Origin of the sequence: Microbacterium tenebrionis, from assembly GCF_903645325.1 — a bacterium.
GTDB lineage: Bacteria > Actinomycetota > Actinomycetes > Actinomycetales > Microbacteriaceae > Microbacterium > Microbacterium tenebrionis.
In genome coordinates, this window is record NZ_CAHJXQ010000001.1 from 124,265 (window position 1) to 141,519 (window position 17,255).

Annotated in this window: 17 protein-coding genes and 1 pseudogene; 11 read left to right on the forward strand and 7 right to left on the reverse strand. The window is 68.3% G+C overall.

Annotated features, from left to right (window positions below):
- Positions 1–18: 18 nt before the first annotated feature.
- Positions 19–1,122, forward strand: coding sequence for a glycerate kinase (locus HWX58_RS00610; protein ID WP_175985024.1), 1,104 nt, complete (start codon positions 19–21; stop codon positions 1,120–1,122).
- On the opposite strand, the gene pgm is transcribed toward HWX58_RS00610, so the two are convergent.
- Positions 1,119–2,762 (reverse strand): phosphoglucomutase (alpha-D-glucose-1,6-bisphosphate-dependent), encoded by a 1,644-nt coding sequence (pgm, locus tag HWX58_RS00615; RefSeq protein WP_175985025.1) that lies wholly within the window; start codon positions 2,760–2,762, stop codon positions 1,119–1,121. The two genes, HWX58_RS00610 and pgm, sit on opposite strands and share 4 nt — an antisense overlap.
- A gap of 51 nt (positions 2,763–2,813) precedes the next feature.
- On the opposite strand from pgm, the gene pheA reads away from it, so the two are divergent.
- Complete coding sequence (gene pheA, locus HWX58_RS00620; protein ID WP_227529451.1) at positions 2,814–3,764, forward strand: prephenate dehydratase; 951 nt, start codon at positions 2,814–2,816, stop codon at positions 3,762–3,764.
- A 7-nt stretch (positions 3,765–3,771) separates the two neighbouring features.
- Here the strand turns inward: pheA and HWX58_RS00625 are convergent, their stop codons facing one another.
- Together HWX58_RS00625 and HWX58_RS00630 are read right to left on the reverse strand one after the other, a co-directional pair.
- Complete coding sequence (locus HWX58_RS00625) at positions 3,772–3,981, reverse strand: methyltransferase (RefSeq protein WP_175985027.1); 210 nt, start codon at positions 3,979–3,981, stop codon at positions 3,772–3,774.
- Between the two features lie 66 nt (positions 3,982–4,047).
- A complete protein-coding gene (locus HWX58_RS00630) occupies positions 4,048–5,094 on the reverse strand; it encodes an LLM class flavin-dependent oxidoreductase (protein WP_175985028.1) in 1,047 nt (348 codons plus the stop codon).
- Positions 5,095–5,197: 103 nt separating this feature from the next.
- On the opposite strand from HWX58_RS00630, the gene HWX58_RS00635 reads away from it, so the two are divergent.
- Complete coding sequence (locus HWX58_RS00635; RefSeq protein WP_250646020.1) at positions 5,198–5,515, forward strand: cation:proton antiporter domain-containing protein; 318 nt, start codon at positions 5,198–5,200, stop codon at positions 5,513–5,515.
- Positions 5,516–6,172: 657 nt separating this feature from the next.
- On the opposite strand, the pseudogene HWX58_RS00640 reads toward HWX58_RS00635, so the two are convergent.
- A pseudogene (locus HWX58_RS00640) lies at positions 6,173–6,493 on the reverse strand (transposase); the annotation flags it as partial.
- A gap of 903 nt (positions 6,494–7,396) precedes the next feature.
- Between HWX58_RS00640 and HWX58_RS00645 the strand changes: the two are divergent.
- The 3 genes from HWX58_RS00645 to HWX58_RS00655 all read left to right on the forward strand — a co-directional run bounded on the left by HWX58_RS00645 (position 7,397) and on the right by HWX58_RS00655 (position 10,739).
- Complete coding sequence (locus HWX58_RS00645) at positions 7,397–8,452, forward strand: tyrosine-type recombinase/integrase (RefSeq protein WP_175985029.1); 1,056 nt, start codon at positions 7,397–7,399, stop codon at positions 8,450–8,452.
- Positions 8,442–8,777, forward strand: coding sequence for a helix-turn-helix domain-containing protein (locus tag HWX58_RS00650; protein ID WP_175985030.1), 336 nt, complete (start codon positions 8,442–8,444; stop codon positions 8,775–8,777). Before HWX58_RS00645 ends, HWX58_RS00650 begins: the two co-directional genes overlap by 11 nt.
- Before the next feature lie 732 nt (positions 8,778–9,509).
- Positions 9,510–10,739: a hypothetical protein gene (locus HWX58_RS00655; protein ID WP_250646065.1), complete on the forward strand. Its 1,230-nt coding sequence runs from the start codon at positions 9,510–9,512 to the stop codon at positions 10,737–10,739.
- Between the two features lie 68 nt (positions 10,740–10,807).
- Here the strand turns inward: HWX58_RS00655 and HWX58_RS00660 are convergent, their stop codons facing one another.
- The gene (locus HWX58_RS00660) at positions 10,808–11,197 is read right to left on the reverse strand and encodes a heavy metal-responsive transcriptional regulator (RefSeq protein ID WP_017828519.1); all 390 of its coding nucleotides are present in this window, start codon (positions 11,195–11,197) and stop codon (positions 10,808–10,810) included.
- Between the two features lie 114 nt (positions 11,198–11,311).
- On the opposite strand from HWX58_RS00660, the gene merA reads away from it, so the two are divergent.
- Genes merA through HWX58_RS15535 form a run of 3 tightly spaced genes read left to right on the forward strand, consistent with a single transcriptional unit; the run spans position 11,312 to position 13,796 of the window.
- On the forward strand, positions 11,312–12,736 hold the full coding sequence (merA, locus tag HWX58_RS00665) for a mercury(II) reductase (protein ID WP_031205421.1): 1,425 nt from the start codon (positions 11,312–11,314) through the stop codon (positions 12,734–12,736).
- A gap of 48 nt (positions 12,737–12,784) precedes the next feature.
- Entirely contained in the window at positions 12,785–13,447 is a 663-nt protein-coding gene (merB, locus tag HWX58_RS00670; protein ID WP_017828517.1) for an organomercurial lyase MerB, read from the forward strand.
- A 28-nt stretch (positions 13,448–13,475) separates the two neighbouring features.
- Positions 13,476–13,796: a MerC domain-containing protein gene (locus HWX58_RS15535; protein ID WP_081603833.1), complete on the forward strand. Its 321-nt coding sequence runs from the start codon at positions 13,476–13,478 to the stop codon at positions 13,794–13,796.
- A gap of 154 nt (positions 13,797–13,950) precedes the next feature.
- On the opposite strand, the gene HWX58_RS00675 is transcribed toward HWX58_RS15535, so the two are convergent.
- Both HWX58_RS00675 and cmtR read right to left on the reverse strand, forming a co-directional pair.
- Positions 13,951–15,864 carry a heavy metal translocating P-type ATPase gene (locus tag HWX58_RS00675; protein ID WP_175985031.1) on the reverse strand — a complete coding sequence of 638 codons (1,914 nt, stop codon included), beginning with the start codon at positions 15,862–15,864 and terminating at the stop codon, positions 13,951–13,953.
- Positions 15,861–16,220, reverse strand: coding sequence for a Cd(II)/Pb(II)-sensing metalloregulatory transcriptional regulator CmtR (cmtR, locus tag HWX58_RS00680; protein WP_175985032.1), 360 nt, complete (start codon positions 16,218–16,220; stop codon positions 15,861–15,863). Before cmtR ends, HWX58_RS00675 begins: the two co-directional genes overlap by 4 nt.
- Positions 16,221–16,535: 315 nt before the next feature.
- On the opposite strand from cmtR, the gene HWX58_RS00685 reads away from it, so the two are divergent.
- Positions 16,536–16,841: a nucleotidyltransferase family protein gene (locus HWX58_RS00685; RefSeq protein WP_175985033.1), complete on the forward strand. Its 306-nt coding sequence runs from the start codon at positions 16,536–16,538 to the stop codon at positions 16,839–16,841.
- Positions 16,831–17,184, forward strand: coding sequence for a HepT-like ribonuclease domain-containing protein (locus tag HWX58_RS00690; protein WP_175985034.1), 354 nt, complete (start codon positions 16,831–16,833; stop codon positions 17,182–17,184). The genes HWX58_RS00685 and HWX58_RS00690 overlap by 11 nt, the downstream gene beginning before the upstream one ends.
- Positions 17,185–17,255 lie beyond the last annotated feature (71 nt).

Below are 17,255 nucleotides of genomic sequence, written 5' to 3' on the forward strand. Positions count from 1 at the left end.
GCTCGCTAAGCTCCGAGGATGACGACTGTTGTGATGGCTCCCGACAGCTTCAAGGGGACGATCTCGGCCGCGGAGGCGGCCAGGGCACTCGCTGACGGCTGGCGCCGCATCGATCCGGCTGCGGTGATCCTGTCGCGCCCGATGGCGGATGGCGGCGAGGGGACCGTCGATGCGTTCGCCACGGCTGTTCCGGGTGCCCAGCGGATGCCGATCGCCGTCGACGGTCCGGCCGGGACGCCGACCGATACATCCTGGCTGCTGCTGCCGCCGACGCCGGACTCCCCCGCCGGCACCGCCGTGATCGACATCGGTTCGACGTCGGGCATCGAGATGCTCGACGAGCTGCGTCCCTGGGATGCCGACACCTCTGGCTTCGGACAGGCGATCGTGGCGGCCCTCGACCACGGCGTCTCCCGTCTGGTGCTCGGCATCGGGTCGAGCGCATCGACCGACGGCGGCGCGGGTCTGCTCAGTGTGCTCGGCGCTCGATTCCTCGACGAGTCCGGCGCACCCGTAGCGCCCGGCGCGCGCGGTCTCCTCGACGTCGCGGCCGTCGACCTGACAGGGCTGCGTCCGATCCCCGACGCCGTCGTGCTCACCGACGTCACCAACCCGCTGACCGGCGATCGCGGCGCCGCGGCCGTGTTCGGTCCGCAGAAGGGCTTCGCGGCGGATGCCGACATCCGACGGGTGGATCGCTCGCTCGCCCGCCTGGCAGGTCTGATCGGCGTCGACCCGAGCCTGCCCGGGGCCGGCGCCGCCGGTGGTGCCGGTGCCGCCCTGATGAGATGCGGCGCGCGGATCGAGCCCGGTGCAGCCGAAGTCTCCCGTCTGATCGGACTGGCGGATTCCGTCACCGGTGCCGACGTCGTCATCACGGGCGAGGGCTCCTATGACGGGCAGTCCGGAGACGGCAAGGTCCCCTCGTACGTCGCCGGGATCGCCGCAGCCGCAGGAGCGCGCGCCGCGGTCGTGGCCGGTCGCATCGCACCGGAGGCGGACACCGGCCTGTTCGCGGCAGCCGTCTCGCTCACCGATCTCGCCGGCTCCGCTGAGGAGTCCCTCGGTGAACCCGCCCGGTGGCTGAGAGCCGCCGGTGCGGACCTCGCTCGGCGGCTCTAGCCGCCCAGCGCCTCAGCAACGACCGCTCTGGCCTCCTCCTGGACCTCAGCGAGGTGCTCGGGGCCCTTCAGGCTCTCGGCGTACAGCTTGTAGACGTCCTCGGTGCCGGACGGGCGCGCCGCGAACCAGGCGTGCTCGGTCTGCACCTTCAGGCCGCCGATCGCGGCGCCGTTGCCCGGCGCGTGTGACAGCTTCGCGGTGATCTCCTCGCCGGCGAGCGTCGTCGCCGTGACGGACTCGGGTGTGAGCTTTCCGAGCTTCGCCTTCTGCTCGGGCGTCGCCGGGGCGTCGACCCGCTGGTAGGCGGATGCCCCGAATGCCTGCTCGAGCTCGGCGTAGCGCTCAGACGGGGTCTTGCCCGTGACGGCGATGATCTCGGCCGCGAGCAAGCACAGCAGGATGCCGTCCTTGTCGGTCGACCACACGGATCCGTCGCGGCGCAGGAACGATGCGCCGGCGGACTCCTCGCCGCCGAACGCGACGGAGCCGTCGAGGAGGCCGGGCACGAACCACTTGAATCCGACCGGGACCTCGAGGAGTCTGCGCCCGAGCGACTCGGCGACGCGGTCGATGATCATGGACGACACGAGGGTTTTGCCGACCGCGGCATCCCGTGGCCAGTCCGCGCGGTGCGAGAACAGGTAGTCGATCGCGACGGCGAGGTAGTGGTTCGGGTTCATGAGCCCGGCATCCGGAGTCACGATGCCGTGCCGGTCGGCGTCGGCGTCGTTGCCGGTGAGGACGTCGAAGTCGCCCTTCTTCGCGACGAGGGACGCCATGGCGTTCGGCGAGGACGGATCCATGCGGATCTTCTCGTCCCAGTCCAGGGTCATGAAGCGCCACGTGGGGTCAACCTCGGGGTTGACGACGGTCAGCTCGATGCCGTGCATCTCCTTGATGAGCGCCCAGTAGTCGACCGAGGCTCCGCCGAGAGGGTCCGCGCCGATGCGGACGCCGGCCTTCTTGATCGCCTCGATGTCGATGATCGTCGGCAGATCACGGACGTACGCGTCGCGGAAGTCATAGTTCGGCAGGGCATCCCAGTCGATGTCGGCGAAGCTCTGCGCCTTCACGCCGTCGAGGCCGCCCTCGATCAGCTCGTTCGCACGGTTCGCGATCCAGCTCGTCGCGTCGGTGTCCGCGGGGCCGCCGTGCGGAGGGTTGTACTTGAAGCCGCCGTCGCGCGGCGGGTTGTGCGACGGCGTGACGACGATGCCGTCGGCCCGGCCCGCGGCATCCGCGTCGAGGCCCTTGTTGTACGTGAGGATCGCGTGGCTGAGCGCGGGCGTCGGCACCCACGAGTCGCGGGCGTCGACGCGGATGTCGACGCCGTTCGCGACGAGCACCTCGATCGCGCTGCGCTCGGCGGGGAGCGAGAGCGCGTGCGTGTCGCGGCCGAGGAACAGCGGGCCTTCGATGCCCTGCTGGCGGCGGTAATCGACGATCGCCTGGGTCGTGGCGAGGATGTGGTTCTCGTTGAAGCTGCCCGACAGCGACGAACCCCGGTGACCGCTCGTGCCGAACACGACGCGCTGCGCGGGGTCTGACGGATCCGGATGCCGGTCGTAGTACGCGGCGATCAAGGCGTCGACATCGATGAGGTCACTTTCCTCCGCGGGGAGGCCGGCACGACTGGTCATGGGAACAGTCTGCCCCGATCCGCGCGCCAGCGCATCATCCGCAGGGCTAAGGTGAAACGCGTGACGGAACGGCGCACCTACAGCTACCTGGGTCCTGCGGGCACCTTCACCGAAGCAGCACTGGACCAGGTCGCCGAGGCCCGAGGGCAGGAGTGGCGGCCCGTGCACAACGTCGGCGAGGCGCTCGCGGACGTGCTCGAGGGGCGCAGCCACGCCGCGATGATCGCGATCGAGAACTCGATCGAGGGCGGCGTCTCGACGACGCAGGATGCTCTGGCGACGCTTCCGGGTCTGCGGATCGTGGGCGAGTACCTGGTGAAGGTGAACTTCGTTCTCGTGGCCCCGCGTGGCACGACGCTCGAGGACGTCACGGTGATCGCCGCGCATCCGGTCGCGTACGCGCAGTGCCACGGCTGGCTCGGCGAGCACCTGCCGAACCACGCCCATGTGCCTGCGGCGAGCAATGTGGCATCCGCGATCGGCGTCCTCGACGGATCGTCGCCTGCGCAGGCCGCGATCGCTCCGCCCGGAATCGTGCAGCACTACGACGTCGACGTGCTTGCGTCCGAGATCGGCGACAGCACCTCGGCCGTGACGCGCTTCGTGCTCGTCACCCGCACCACCATGCCGCCCGAGCCGACCGGCGCCGACAAGACCTCGCTCATCGTCGAGCTGCCCGACGACCACCCCGGCGCGCTGCTCGACATGCTCGAGCAGTTCTCGACGCGCGGCATCAACCTGTCGCTCATCGAGTCGCGTCCGATCGGCGACGCGCTCGGGCGCTACCGGTTCGTGATCGACGCGGACGGCCACGTGGCCGACGAGCGGATGGCGGACGCGCTGCTCGGTATCCGCCGGTTCAGCCCGCGCGTGGTGTTCCTGGGGTCGTACCCGAGGGCCGACCGGAAGATCGTGCAGTATCCGGATCGCTACGCCGACGAGGTCTTCGTCGAGGCGCGCGACTGGCTGCGCGGGCTCATCACCGGCGAGCCCGAGGTCTGACCGTCGGTCAGTGCTCCTGGTACCGGGGCCAGGAGCTGCCCGGCGACATGTGCGAGTACAGGGCGCCCTTGGCGACTTCGAGACTCGGATAGCGCCCCGTCTCGGCATCCGCTGCGGCCATCACGACGATGTAGTCGTCGTCCTCGTGGCGGATGCTGCCGACGACCCCGTTCGATCCGTACGCGACCCAGAGTCCGCGCGTCTGCGTTGCGCTCATGAGAGCCCCCTTCCGACTCGATACTGCTGACCGTACTCCCGCACCGACGTTTCGGCCAGAGGCTGGTCAGAGTGCGGCGGAGATCAGCTCGAGGGTCTGCGCGCGGCCGGTCGCGGCATCCATCGCCTCGGTGTCGTAGGCGCCGGCGACGGGGGAGAGCATGACTTCGTCGACGCCGAACTTCTCCGCGAACTCGCGCAGCTCGGCGGCCACCGACTCGCCGGTGCCGACGAACCAGCGCGAGCGCGCGGCTTCGATCACCTGGTCAGTTGCGGGGTCGGATGCCGCGGCGAGGGCCTCGTCGACGGTCTCGAGCGCGATGAGCGGCTTGTTCAGGCGCAGGCGGGCCATCATGCGCAGCTGCGGGAGTGCCCTCTCCTCGGCCTCTTCAGCGGTCGGTGCGGCGACGGCGTTGACGGTGAGGAATGTGCGGGGCGTCGGGTGCGCCTCGCTCGGCTGATATCCGGTGCGGTACAGGTCGAGGGCGCGCTCGAGTCCCTGGCCCGAGAAGTGATTCGCGAACACGTAGGGCAGGCCCTGAGATGCCGCGAGCTGGGCGGAGTAGTCGCTGGAGCCCAGCAGCCACACCTCGGGTGTGCCGGTGGCCGCCGGGGTGGCGTGCACGGTGTACTCGCCGCCCGACGTGAAGCGCAGGCTGGCGCCCTCGGCGCCGAGGAGCAGCGCGATGTCCTGCACGTGGCGGGGGAACTGCTCCACGTCGCTGGTCGTTCCGGCGGTGCGCAGCAGCTGGGTGATCACCGGGTCGCTGCCCGGAGCGCGGCCGAGACCGAGGTCGATGCGGCCGGGCGCGATGGCCTCGAGGGCGGCGAACTGCTCGGCGACGATGAGCGGAGCGTGGTTGGGGAGCATGACGCCGCCCGAGCCCAGGCGCATCGTGGTCGTGCGCGACGTCGCTGCGGCAATGAGCACGGGGGGAGTGGTGGATGCCACGGCAGGCATGTTGTGGTGCTCGGCGAACCAGTAGCGGCGGTAGCCGAGCCGGTCGGCGGTCTCGGCGAGGGCGAGGGAGGCGGCGATCGCCTCGGAGCTGGTCTGACCGGTTCGCACCGGAACGAGGTCGAGCACGGACAGGGCGGGGGCTGCAGCAGTCATCATCTCTGATAACCGGGCGGCGGGCCCCGGCATTCCCCCGCGTAGTCGTTCGGCATGGACGCCACGCTGTTCTCGGTTCTCGGTTCTCGTCGGCTCGGTGGTCGTGGCGGCGATCGCGCGGTGGCGGGGGTGGCCGGCGCCGCTGCTCGTGACGGTCGTGGCGCTCGCGGCATCCTTCCTGCCCTTCATCCCCGAGATGGAGATCGACGGGCACGTGCTGCTGAACATCGTGCTGCCGCCGCTGCTGTACTCGGCGGCGCTGGACGTCTCGTTCGTGGGGTTCAAGCGCAGCCTGCCGCAGATCCGGCGGCTGGGGATCTGGCTGGTGCTGCTGACGGCGGTCGCCGCCGGACTTTCCACGCCCCGACGGCGGTCGGGTCACTCAAGGAAACGCGATCATCTACGTGACGGACGCCATTGAGTGGGAGTGCTGGCTCGGCGTTTGCAATCCCAAGCGCACTATGGCCATCAAAGTCGTGATCGAGAACACTCGCGTAAGTGATGGCTACCACAAAGGCCTCATCACCGCATATTGTATGGGCGTGACGGCTTGCCCCCAATGGGTGATCAACGTAGCTGGCTAGCGGATGATCCGGCATGGGAGTGGAACCCCTCGATCTGGCGCTTGTCCGCGAGGTCCAAAGCGCATGGGATGACGCTCTCGGGACGCCTCTGATCCCCGAAGGCCTGCAACTTCTATCGCTCTGCAGCAAAGGCAACAGGCTCGAAGTACAGACTTCCGATGCCAGGGGCGTCCGATTCGGCTTTTCCGTGGAAGTTCCCGATGGGTTGGCGTTTGGTGCCAGCACGGAGACCGGCACTTTCAAGAATTGGGCCGTTTGGGAAGTAATCGTCCCTCTCGCCGAAGAGATTGAGACGGATGCGGCGCATCGCGTCTCTCCGGACGCCGCCGGCATCAGGTGGGTGTCCGCCACTTAGCCTCGATCCACCGATGAGCCCGTGGCGCGTGGCGTCGGCTTGATCGGCGTGGAGTGACGTGCCGCGGGCAGGGTTGAGTTCCGGGCGTCGCATCCCGGTCGTCCACTGAGTCTCGGTTGTGCCGCGGGCGCGGCGGTGGTCAGGTGGCCGTGGCTGGTGGTGGCGCGTGGGTTGCCGTGAAGAGCCGGGCGAACGCGGTCTGCCAGGGCCAGGCCTCGGGCAGGTGCAGGATGATCCGCCGCGCGGACCGTGCCAGGCGTGCCGGGACGGAGATGAGGGCGCGGCGGATCGTCGCGGTCGTCGCTCTGGCGAGTCGCCCGGCCTGGTCTGCGATGAGTCCGGCGGCGCGGGTGAGGTTGAACGCGATCACGGCGAGGACGAGCCAGGCGCTGTTCGCGGTGAACACCCCGGACGGCAGGTGAGCGAGTGGCCCGGCCTTCAGATCGGCGTGGATCTGTTCGTTTCAGTCTGGCCCGGAGTCATGCGGCCTCCCGGCCACGCTCACGCTGCGACTCGCAGGTTGTTCGTATACCACGGCTTGTACGCATCAGGATTCCGCTGCCGCCGAGCCGCGGCTGCTACACGCTGACGCTCACGGACCTCGTCCGCATGAGCGTCCCGATATTGCTGGGCGTCATCTCTCAACATCTCCGGATGCCGTTCCCGGCAACGCCGCTTGTACTCGCGAACCATATCCGGATGCTGCTCCCGGAATCGGCGGCTCCGCTCTCTCTGCAACTCCGGGTGCTGGGCGTGGAGCTCGCGGCTCCGAGCGATTTTGCGTTGCCGCCGCGCCTCCCGTGCTCGGCGTCGCTAGCGCTGTCCACGCTCACGTTCCGCGCCCCTCAGGATCGGCCGCGCGCAAAGTCCTCCGCTTGGCAGCAAGATCGTGGGCCGCCCCGTCGGCGGAGGACACGTGATCGCTGCGTCCGGAGCCAGCGCGCTGCTCGCATCGCTCGTCGTTGCGACCGACAAGACACTGCGAACGTCCACTGCAGAGACCTAGAGAGCCAGCCGAAAGACCGGCCGGGCGGCCCCTGAGGCACCGCGCGTGTCGCAGAAAGCGGGGATCCCCACGAGGAGTTTGCTGACCGCATGCGCCAGAGAATAGGCGACTTCGCAATAATCGGGACTACCAGTAAACCATCGACTGTTGCAGTGAATGCAACTGTCTACACCTGCTGGCGAGGACTACTGGGATTTCTCAGGCCTTGATGCTCTGACCGTATCAGCGGAATGTCGGGAACCTGTCCGTTCGACTTGACTCGGTGATGCATCCTGTCGTACTTTGTTGCATCTAATGCAAGAGTTTGGTGGTTCCCCTGCGTCACTTCGACTGCTCACGTCGACGTCGAACATCGCGTTGGCGAACCCGGAGCAGCAGATCTTCGATGCGATGGTGGAGGGGTGGCGCAGCCAGCAGCGTTCTCGCGGGCTGCGTGAGCAGACCATCCAGAATCGACTGGCGACGGTCACGCGGTTTCGCGACTTCGTCGACAAGCCGCCGTGGAAGTGGACCGTCGCAGACGTCGATGAGTTCACCGCCGATTCGATGGGCCGGGTTCGAGCGTTGTCGACGCTGCGGAACAACCACGGTTCAATCCATGGATTCTGCGAGTACTTGACGAGCCCGTTGTATGACTGGATGGAGATCTGCGAGCGAGAGTTCGCGGAGATTCCGTCGCAGGTGTGCTTGCCATGGAACACCGTCGCGCATCGGTTCGAGTTCGAGGGTGATGGAAAGCGTCGCCCGTTGGCCTATGACGAGGTGGAGTGTCTCTTCGACACGGCTGATGCGCGCGTGGAGACACTGGTCGGGTCCGGGCGCAAAGGGGCGCTCGGCGCGCTACGTGATGCGCAGCTGTTGAAGACGGTCTACGCGTTCGGGTTGCGGCGCACAGAAGCGGTGATGCTCGACACGGTTGACTTGCACTACACCGCGAAGATGCGGCAGTGGGGCCGCTATGGCGCGATCCACGTACGGTGGGCGAAGGCCGCGGGAGGTGGCGCGCCACGACGACGTACCGTGCTGCTGGTGCCGGAGTTCGATTGGTGGGTGCCGGGCATGGAGCAGTGGGTGGAGCAGGCGCGCGATCGTTTCGCCCCGGGCAGTGATCTTGACGCGCTGTGGGTGACGGAACGCCGCACCCGACTGTCGGCCGGCTATCTCGACCGGCGGTTCGCGGAGCTGCGGGACGAGGCCGGCTTGTCAAAGGCCCTGACTCTGCACAGCCTCCGGCATTCGTACGTGACGCACCTGCTCGAGTTCGGCTACGCCGACCGATTCGTCCAGGAGCAGGTCGGGCACATGCATGCTTCGACGACCTCGATCTACGCCTCCGTCAGCTCGGACTTCAAGAACCGGGTACTCGCGGACGCATTGAAGGCCCTCATCGAAGGAGAAGCAGATGACCGTTGAGCTCGAGACCGCATGGAACCTCCGCAGCGTGATGGCCTCGCGCGGGATCTTCCAGACCTCCAAGCTGAAGCCGTTGCTCGAGGAGCGGGGCGTCGACCTGTCCCGGGAACAGGTGTACCGACTGGTGACGCAAGCACCGCAGCGGGTTCGCATCGACGTGCTCGCCGCGCTGTGCGACGCGTTGGAGTGCTCGCTCGACGACCTCGTGCAGGTCACCCGCCGGGAGGCTGCGGCCCCGGTCGCGGTGGGTGAAGACGCGACGCGGGGTGCGATCGGCGATCTGCGGCCCGTGCGGGCCACGATCCGTCGCCCGCGCTCGAAGTAGGCCGCGGTGGCGAAGCCTCCGCAGGAGCCCAGGGTTGCTGAGGTCGCCGGGCTCGTCCACGCGATCGCGCCGGAGATCCCGGTGGAGCGCCTTGTTGAGATCGTGGCTGAAGTCGCACCCGTGCCGCTCACCCAACGGCGTCTCGAACTCGCACTCCTCAAACAACCTGGAGTCCTCGAAGGGCGACACCGGAACGTACCGGTGACGGTGCAGGATCTGGCCCACGCTCTCGTGAACGAGGGTGCCGGGCGGGTCGTCTTGCCTACATGCGATTCCTGTGGACGTGCCGTTCGGATGCCTCACAAGACGCAGACCGGCGGTCGCCACTGCTCGCGCTGTGAACGGAATGCCCGATCGGTCGCGTGTGCCAGATGCGGACGAGTTCAGCCCGTGCAGCGCACCGTCGATGGGCAACGGTTCTGCCGGGACTGCTGGCGAGCCGATCCGCGGTCGTTCGGCGACTGCTCGCGATGCGGGCAGAACGCCACGATTATCGTCCGTCGCCCCGCGCTCGTCTGTCTCGCGTGCTACACCGCGCCGGTCAAGATGTGCGAGCTCTGCGGGGAGCCGGGCCGCGTAGCGACGCACCTGGACGGCCGACGGGTCTGCGCCCGCTGCTACTACGCGATGCGACGCCCCCAGCCGTGCCCGGAGTGCGGGCGGAAGGTGTTCCTCACTGGCTTCATGAATGGGCACAAGGTCTGCGCCGAGTGCGCAGGAGCTCCCGTGACGATGGCATGCCCGGGATGCGGGACGATCGAAGAGGTGCGCAAGCACCGGCTATGCGTAGAGTGCCAGCGACCTATCGCCACCCAGCAACTGCTTGCTGACGACAGCGGAGAGATCCGCCCCGAGCTGCACCCGCTCGCGGAGTACCTGGTGACGCACCACGGCAGTGCGATCTCCCTCGAGCGGTGGCTGTACAAGAGCCGCTGTGCGGTCGTCCTCCGTGAGCTCGCCGATGGCACGCTGCCCCTCACCGCGGACGCGATCATGACCAGAGCGCACGCCGGCCAGTCCGTGGCATTCCTGCTCTCGCTCCTCATCCGCTCAGGCGTGCTGCCCGATTTCGACATCCAAGCGGCGAGGTTCGAGCACTGGTTCCAACGGTGGCTTCCGACCGTCCCCCATCCCGAGGACCGGCTCCTCCTACGGCGGTACTGCACCTGGGAGCTGCTGCCGTCGGGCAGATCACTCAGGGGCAGACCAGCTACGGCCGTCCGATCCGGCTCCACCTATCAGAAGGTGCGTGCGGCGCTGAAGCGGTGCGCGGCCCTCCTGCAGCAGATCCGCGCGAGCGGCGAAACGCTGACGACATACCCGCAGCGATCTCTCGACGGCTTCCTCACCGGTTCGCCCTCACAACGGGATGCCCTCGCGCCGTTCACCCGGTGGCTGCGACGGCACCGCCTGAGCCGCCTCCGGGTCGAGTTCCGCAGCCATCGCCTCGAAGGGCGCGACTACGCCGCCGACCATCGGTGGACGATGGCACGCGCGTTCATCACGCGAGACGACATGGATCCCGTGACGCGAGTCAGCGGATTGCTCGTCCTGTTCTACGGGCTCCACCTGACCCGCACCGCAGCGATCACCCGCGCACAAGTCGATACGACCGCGCGCTCCATGACGCTGACGGTCGGAACTGAACCGATCGAGCTGCCCGAAGTCCTCGCCGAAGCAATGGTCCAGCTGCTCGACGGCAACCGCTCCGACACTTGGCTCTTCCCGGGCAGGAACCCGGGCCGACCGATCACCCCCGGGCCGCTCAGCCGTCGACTCCGTCAAGAAGGACTCCTCGCCGGCAGCGCTCGTGTCACCGCGCTGATGGACCTCACCCGACAACTGCATCCTCGAATCGTGTCCGACCTGCTCGGCATCACGGCGTCATCAGCTGCCGCCTGGGCACGCCTCTCCGGGGGCGAATGGTCCGACTATCCCGCGCTGCGCTCAACCTCGACCTGAGCACCAATGGCCTCCCGCTACGCTTGCGCCTCCAGTGGGTGAATTATCGGACAGACCCCCGGGCTTGGCTACAGATAGCGGCAGACCTGATCCGAGCTGCACGTGTCGGGCTCGACGTGCTCGGCCTGGTCGCGGAGCCCGGCGAGGGTGTCGCGCAGGTCGTGGAGCTGCCTGAGCTGCTGGTCGATATCGGTGAGGCGTGCGTCGAGGAGGTCGCGGACGTGGCTGCAGGGCGCTTGGCCGTGGTCGCGGATGTGGAGGATCTGCTGGATCTGGGCGAGGGTGAGTCCAGCGGCTTGGCCGCGGTGGATGAAGTCGATTCGGGCGATGGTCTCGGCGGTGTAGTTGCGGTAGCCGCTGGGCGTGCGCCCGGCCGGCGGCAGGAGCCCCTGGTCCTCGTAGAACCGCAACGTCTTCGCCGTGGTGCCGGCCGCGTCGGCGAGCTCTCCGATCCGCATTCCCCGCCCCCCTTTTCGCTGGTCGCAAATTTCGTGCTTGACCTTCCCCTGTGGTGGAAGGTTCATGATGAGTGTATCAGCGGGATGTTCCAAGATGTCCAGGGAGGAATAAGGATGCCATCGAGGTTTGATCTGGCCGTGATTGGGTCGGGTGGCGCGGCATTCGCCGCGGCGATCCGCGCCACCACACTGGGAAAGTCGGTGGTGATGATCGAGCGCGGCACGTTGGGCGGCACGTGCGTGAACACGGGGTGCGTTCCGTCCAAGGCGCTACTCGCGGCCGCCGAGGCCCGCCACGTGGCCGCGGATGCGGGCTCCCGGTTCCCGGGGATCGCCGCCACCGCTGGCCCGGTAGACATGCACGGGCTGGTGGGTGGCAAGCAGGACCTGGTCGAGGCGATGCGGAGTGAGAAGTACATCGACGTGGCAGAAGCCTACGGCTGGCCGGTCCGCCAGGGCGAGGCGGCGTTCGCCGGCACGCCGGATGCGTCGGTCCTCGAGGTCACCGCCGCGGACGGCACCGTCGAAACCATCGAGGCCGCCCACTACCTCATCGCCACAGGCTCCCGCCCGTGGGCTCCTGCCATCGAGGGGCTGGACGGCGTCGACTTTCTCACCTCGACGTCGGCGATGGAGCTGTCCGAGGTGCCTGACTCGCTGCTGGTGCTCGGCGGGGGCTATGTGGCGCTGGAGATGGCACAGTTGTTCGCCCGGCTCGGCTCGAAGGTGACTCTGCTGGTGAGGTCCCGGCTGGCGTCGAAGGAGGAGCCGGAAGTCTCCAAGGCGTTGCAGGAAATCTTCGCCGACGAGGGCATCCGAGTGGTCCGCCGCGCCATCCCCACCCGCGTCACCCGCGACCCGGGCACCGGCCAGATCGTCGCCGCGGCCGAGGTCTCGGGCGGCGTGCAGGAGTTCCGTGCCGACGAGATCCTCGTCGCGCTCGGCCGCGCCCCGGTCACCGACGGGCTCAACCTCGAGACCGTGCAAGTGAAGACCGGCGAGGCCGGAGAGGTCGTGGTCACCGACCAGTTGCAGTCCTCCAACCCTCGCGTCTGGGCGGCTGGGGATGTCACCGGGCACCCCGAGTTCGTCTACGTCGCAGCCCGGCACGGCACATTGGTCGCCGAGAACGCCTTCACTGACGCCAGCACGTCGGTCGACTACACGCGGATGCCGCGGGTCACATTCACGAGCCCTGCCGTCGGCGCGGTCGGGATGACCGAGAAGGAGGTCATCGCGGCCGGGATCCGCTGCGACTGCCGTGTCCTGCCACTGGAGTACGTGCCCCGCGCGCTGGTGAACCGGGACACCCGCGGGTTCATCAAGATGGTCGCCAACGCGGACACCGGCGAGATCCTCGGCCTGACCGCGGTCGCCAAGGACGCCGGCGAACTCGCCGCCGCAGGTGTCCACATCCTCGGCAAGACCATCACCGAGGTCGCCGACGCGTGGGCCCCGTACCTGACCACGGCCGAAGGCATCCGGATCGTCGCCAAGGCCTTCACCACCGATGTGTCGATGCTGTCCTGCTGCGCCTGACCGCGCGCCAGACAGCGGATCCACCCCATCAGAAACTGGAGCCTCGCCATGACGCCCCTCACTACCGACCTGACCGATCGGCTCGCCCGGTCCGAGGAGACAGCCCTGCTGGTTCCGCTCCTGCGGCTGCTTGTCGCCGGTGACCCGGTCACCATCGAGCAGCTCGCGACCGCCACCGCTCTCACCGCCGACGAGGTCCGCACCCGCCTCGCCGCGTCACCGGACACCGAGTACGACGACCAGGGGCGGATTATCGGTCAGGGCCTGACCCTGCGCCCCACCACCCACCGGTTCACCGTCGCCGGTGAGGAGCTCTACACCTGGTGCGCCTTCGATACCCTGATCTTCCCCACGCTCCTCGATCGGCCCGCCCGGGTCGAATCGATCTCCCCGGCCAGCGGCGACACGATCCGCGTCACCGTCGACTCGACCGCCGGTGTCACTAGCGTGGAACCGGCGACCGCGGTGGTGTCCTTGGTCAGCCCCGAGGCCATGCACTCGATTCGCTCCTCGTTCTGCAACCAGGTCCACTACTTCGCTTCCCGCGAGGACGCCGCCGGATGGCTCACGGAACACCCGATGGCCCAAATCCTCACGGTCGCCGATGCCTTCGAGGTTGGCAGCACCCTGATCACCGAGATGCTCGAGCGCCCCCGGACCGGTGCCGACGAACTGTCTGGAAGCTGCTGCGGTCCCGAGACCTGCTGCTGAGACGGCACCACGAGAGGACAGAACACCAATGCCTCCCAACCAGGACGACCAGCGAGGCGGCCGTGGCCTGCTCCTTGGGGCCGTCGCCGCACTGCTCGTGGTCGGCTGCTGCGCCCTCCTTCCACTTCTCGTCGTCGGAGGCACGATCACAGGGATCGGCACCCTCCTCCGCAACCCGTGGGTGATCACGGGCGGTGCCGCACTCCTGATCCTCGCGGTGGTTGCAAGCATCGTGATGACAGCGCGTGCCAGGCGACACCGCCGCGAAAACGACCCCGACTGCTGCCCGCCCCTTCGCCCGACCATAACGAAGACAGACCCGAGGCGAAGGGAAACCGGAACCAAATGATCATGGCCATTAGACCCCGGCATACGGCCCGCCCGATAGGCCCCTAGCCAGCAGGCAAGTCGCCGATCAACGCGCGCGAACTCTGATGTGAAATCTAAAGGTCATCCGCATGGTCCCGGATCAAGCCGTCACGCGGCGGCGACGTCCTGCGCGGTCACGTGCTTGCCTTCCGCGTCGACGCGGCGCGCAGGCCGTTGAGGATCACGATCACCTCGGCGATCTCGTGCACCAGCACCACCGCCGCAAGCCCCAGGACGCCAAAGAGGGCGAGCGGGAGCAGGGCGGTGATGATCAGCAGCGACAGGATGATGTTCTGGTTGATGATGTGCCGCCCCCGACGGGCATGGGCGAACGCGCGCGGGAGAAGCCGCAGATCGTGACCGGTGAAGGCCACGTCGGCCGACTCGATCGCGGCGTCGGAGCCCGTCGCGTCCATCGCGATCCCGATGTCCGCGGCGGCCAGCGCAGGGGCGTCGTTGATGCCGTCGCCGATCATCGCGACCGGCCCCTTCGCACCGAGCTCTGCGATCGCGGCGGCCTTGTCTTCGGGGCGCAGCTCGGCGCGGACGTCATCGATCCCTGCATGCGCAGCGAGGGCGCGGGCGGTGCGGGCGTTGTCGCCGGTGAGCATGGTCACCCCGATGCCCTGGGTCGCGAGGGTGCGGACCACTTCAGGGACCTCGGGGCGCAGCTCGTCGCGGACGCCGATCGCGGCGACCGGGACGCCGCCGCGGTGGACGATCACGACTGTCATGCCCTGCTCCTCCAGCCCCGCGACCCGGTCGCCGAGGGTCCCGGCGTCGAGCCAGCGCGGGCTGCCGACGGTGATCCGCGCGCCGGCGAGCTCGCCCTCGATGCCGTGCCCGGCCTGCTCGGTCACGCCCTCCGCCGCAGGGGCATCCGGCGCTGCGGCGGTGATCGCGGCGGCGAGGGGGTGGGTGCTGTGCTGCTCCAGAGCGGCCGCCCACGCCAGCGCCTCCGCCTCGCTCACACCGTCCACGGTGAGGACGGCGGTGACGGCGGGCTCGTTGCGGGTGAGGGTGCCGGTCTTGTCGACGGCGACGTGGCGGATCACGCCGAACCGCTCGAACGCGGCACCGGACTTGATGATCACGCCGAACTTGCTCGCCGAGCCGATCGCCGCGACCACGGTCAGCGGCACGGAGATCGCCAGTGCGCAGGGCGATGCCGCGACCAGCACGACCAGGGCGCGGGTGATCCACAGCTCCGGGTCGCCGAGCAGCGAGCCGATGATCGCGACCAGGGCGGCGAGGATCAGCACGCCCGGGACGAGAGGGCGGGCGATGCGGTCGGCGAGGCGGGCGCGGTCGCCCTTCTCCGCCTGAGCCTTCTCCACGAGGTCGACGATCGTGGTCAGTGAGTTGTCGGTGCCTGCCGCGGTCGTTTCGACCTCCAGTGCCCCGGCGGTGTTGATTGCGCCGGCGGAGACGGCATCGCCGGGTTCGACCTCGACCGGGATCGACTCCCCGGTGATCGCGGACGTGTCCAGGCTGGAACGTCCCGTGCGGACGACGCCGTCGGTCGCGATCCGCTCACCCGGCCGCACCAACATCAGCTGCCCGACAGCCAGATCCTTCGCGGCGACCTCGACCGAGACGCCGTCGCGGCGGATGGTGGCGGTCTCCGGGACGAGCTTGAGCAGTGCCCGCAGCCCGCCGCGGGCACGGTCCATCGCCTTGTCCTCCAGCGCCTCGGCGATCGAGTACAGGAATGCCAGCGCTGCGGCCTCCTCGACGTAGCCGAGGATCACCGCGCCGAGCGCGCTGATGGTCATCAGCAGCCCGATGCCGAGCTTGCCCTTGAAGAGGTTCCGGATCGCGCCCGGCGTGAACGTCGACGCGCCCAGCAGCAGGCCGATCCAGAACAGCACCAGCGCAGGGATCTCCATCCCGGACCACTCCAGCGCCAGACCGGTGAGGAACGCCACACCGGAGAAGACCGGGACCATGATCCCGCGGTCCCGCCACCAGGGGCGCTCCGCCTCCTCGGCCTCTTCGCCGACTGCGGTCTCAGGCTCGTCGTGCTCGCAGCCGCACGCCGCGCTCACGCGCCCGCTCCCGTCCCGCAGCAGCCCGGCACCGTGCACGAAGCGTCCATGCAGGGCGCGTGCTCGTCCACCGCGAGCGTCACGTCCACCAGCGCGGTCAGCGCCGCCGCGAGGTGCGGGTCCGCGATCTCGTAGCGCGTCTGCCGCCCTTCCGGCTCGGCGACCACGATGCCGCAGTCGCGCAGGCAGGTCAGGTGGTTCGAGACGTTCGAGCGGGTCAGCTCCAGCTCACGCGAGAGCACCGCCGGGTAGCTGGGGCCGTCGAGCAGGGTCATCAGTATCCGGGAGCGCGTCGGGTCCGCCATGGCCCGGCCGAGCCGGTTCATGACGGCGAGACGTGGAGCAATGGTCAGCATGCACTGATCATACAGTGTTGACTGAACTAATCCCAGGATGAATAGTGCACCCTGCGACATGCGGCCCTACCAGTAACGGTCGAAGACGGGCTGCGCGAGGTGTGGCCGCTTGTCGCCGATGATTTCGCTCGCGTTTGGGATCTGCCGAGGGCGCCGCATCCACTCAGGTAGTTGCGGACCTCACAGTCCGGCATCCGACCCGCGCAACGGCGCCAGCCCGATCATCCGGAGCTGAGCCCCGCGGTCTTGTGTTGAGCGCAATCGTGTGCTGTACACGGCATAGCTCCCGGGCCTCTGATCTGGGAGACTGGAGACATGGTCACCGCCGTGCTGTTCGATTCTGAGGCGATCGCTCGCGTCAGTGAGCGTTTCGGTGTGCGCCGGCTCCGTGTGTTCGGCTCGGTGCTGACGGATCGGTTCGATTCGGAGAACAGCGATGTGGACTTCCTCGTGGACTTTCACCCGAATCGCGAGGACCGCCTGGACGACTACCTCGGCCTGAGAGACGCGCTTGCCGAGATCGTCGGTCGCGACGTCGACCTCGTCGTCGCCGACGCGGTGCGGAATCCCTACTTCAAGAAAGCCGCCTTCGGGAGCGCGCAGGACATCTATGCGGCTTGAGAGCGCCAAGCTGCTCTGGGATGCGGGCCACGCCGCACACGCCGTGCGCACATTCACCGACGGCGTGACCAAGGAGCAGTTCTTCACCGATCTCCTTCTGCGTTCGGCCGTTGAGCGGCAACTCGAGATCCTGGGCGAGTCGCTCGTCCGTCTCCGCCGCGACGACTTCGGGGCGGCTGGACGGATCCCGGAACTCCACAAGATCATCGGTATGCGCAACGTCATCGCACACGAATACGGCGACATCGACTACGAGACGGTTTGGGTCGCCGTCACGAAGTACATCGGACCGCTGATCTCCGACCTCGATCGCCTACTGGCAGAAGCCGACCCTCCCAACTGATATGTCGTCCGGTCTGGGCCGAAGCTCGTGAACACGCAGAGCCGTGTCACGGCATCCGCCGCGCCGACTCA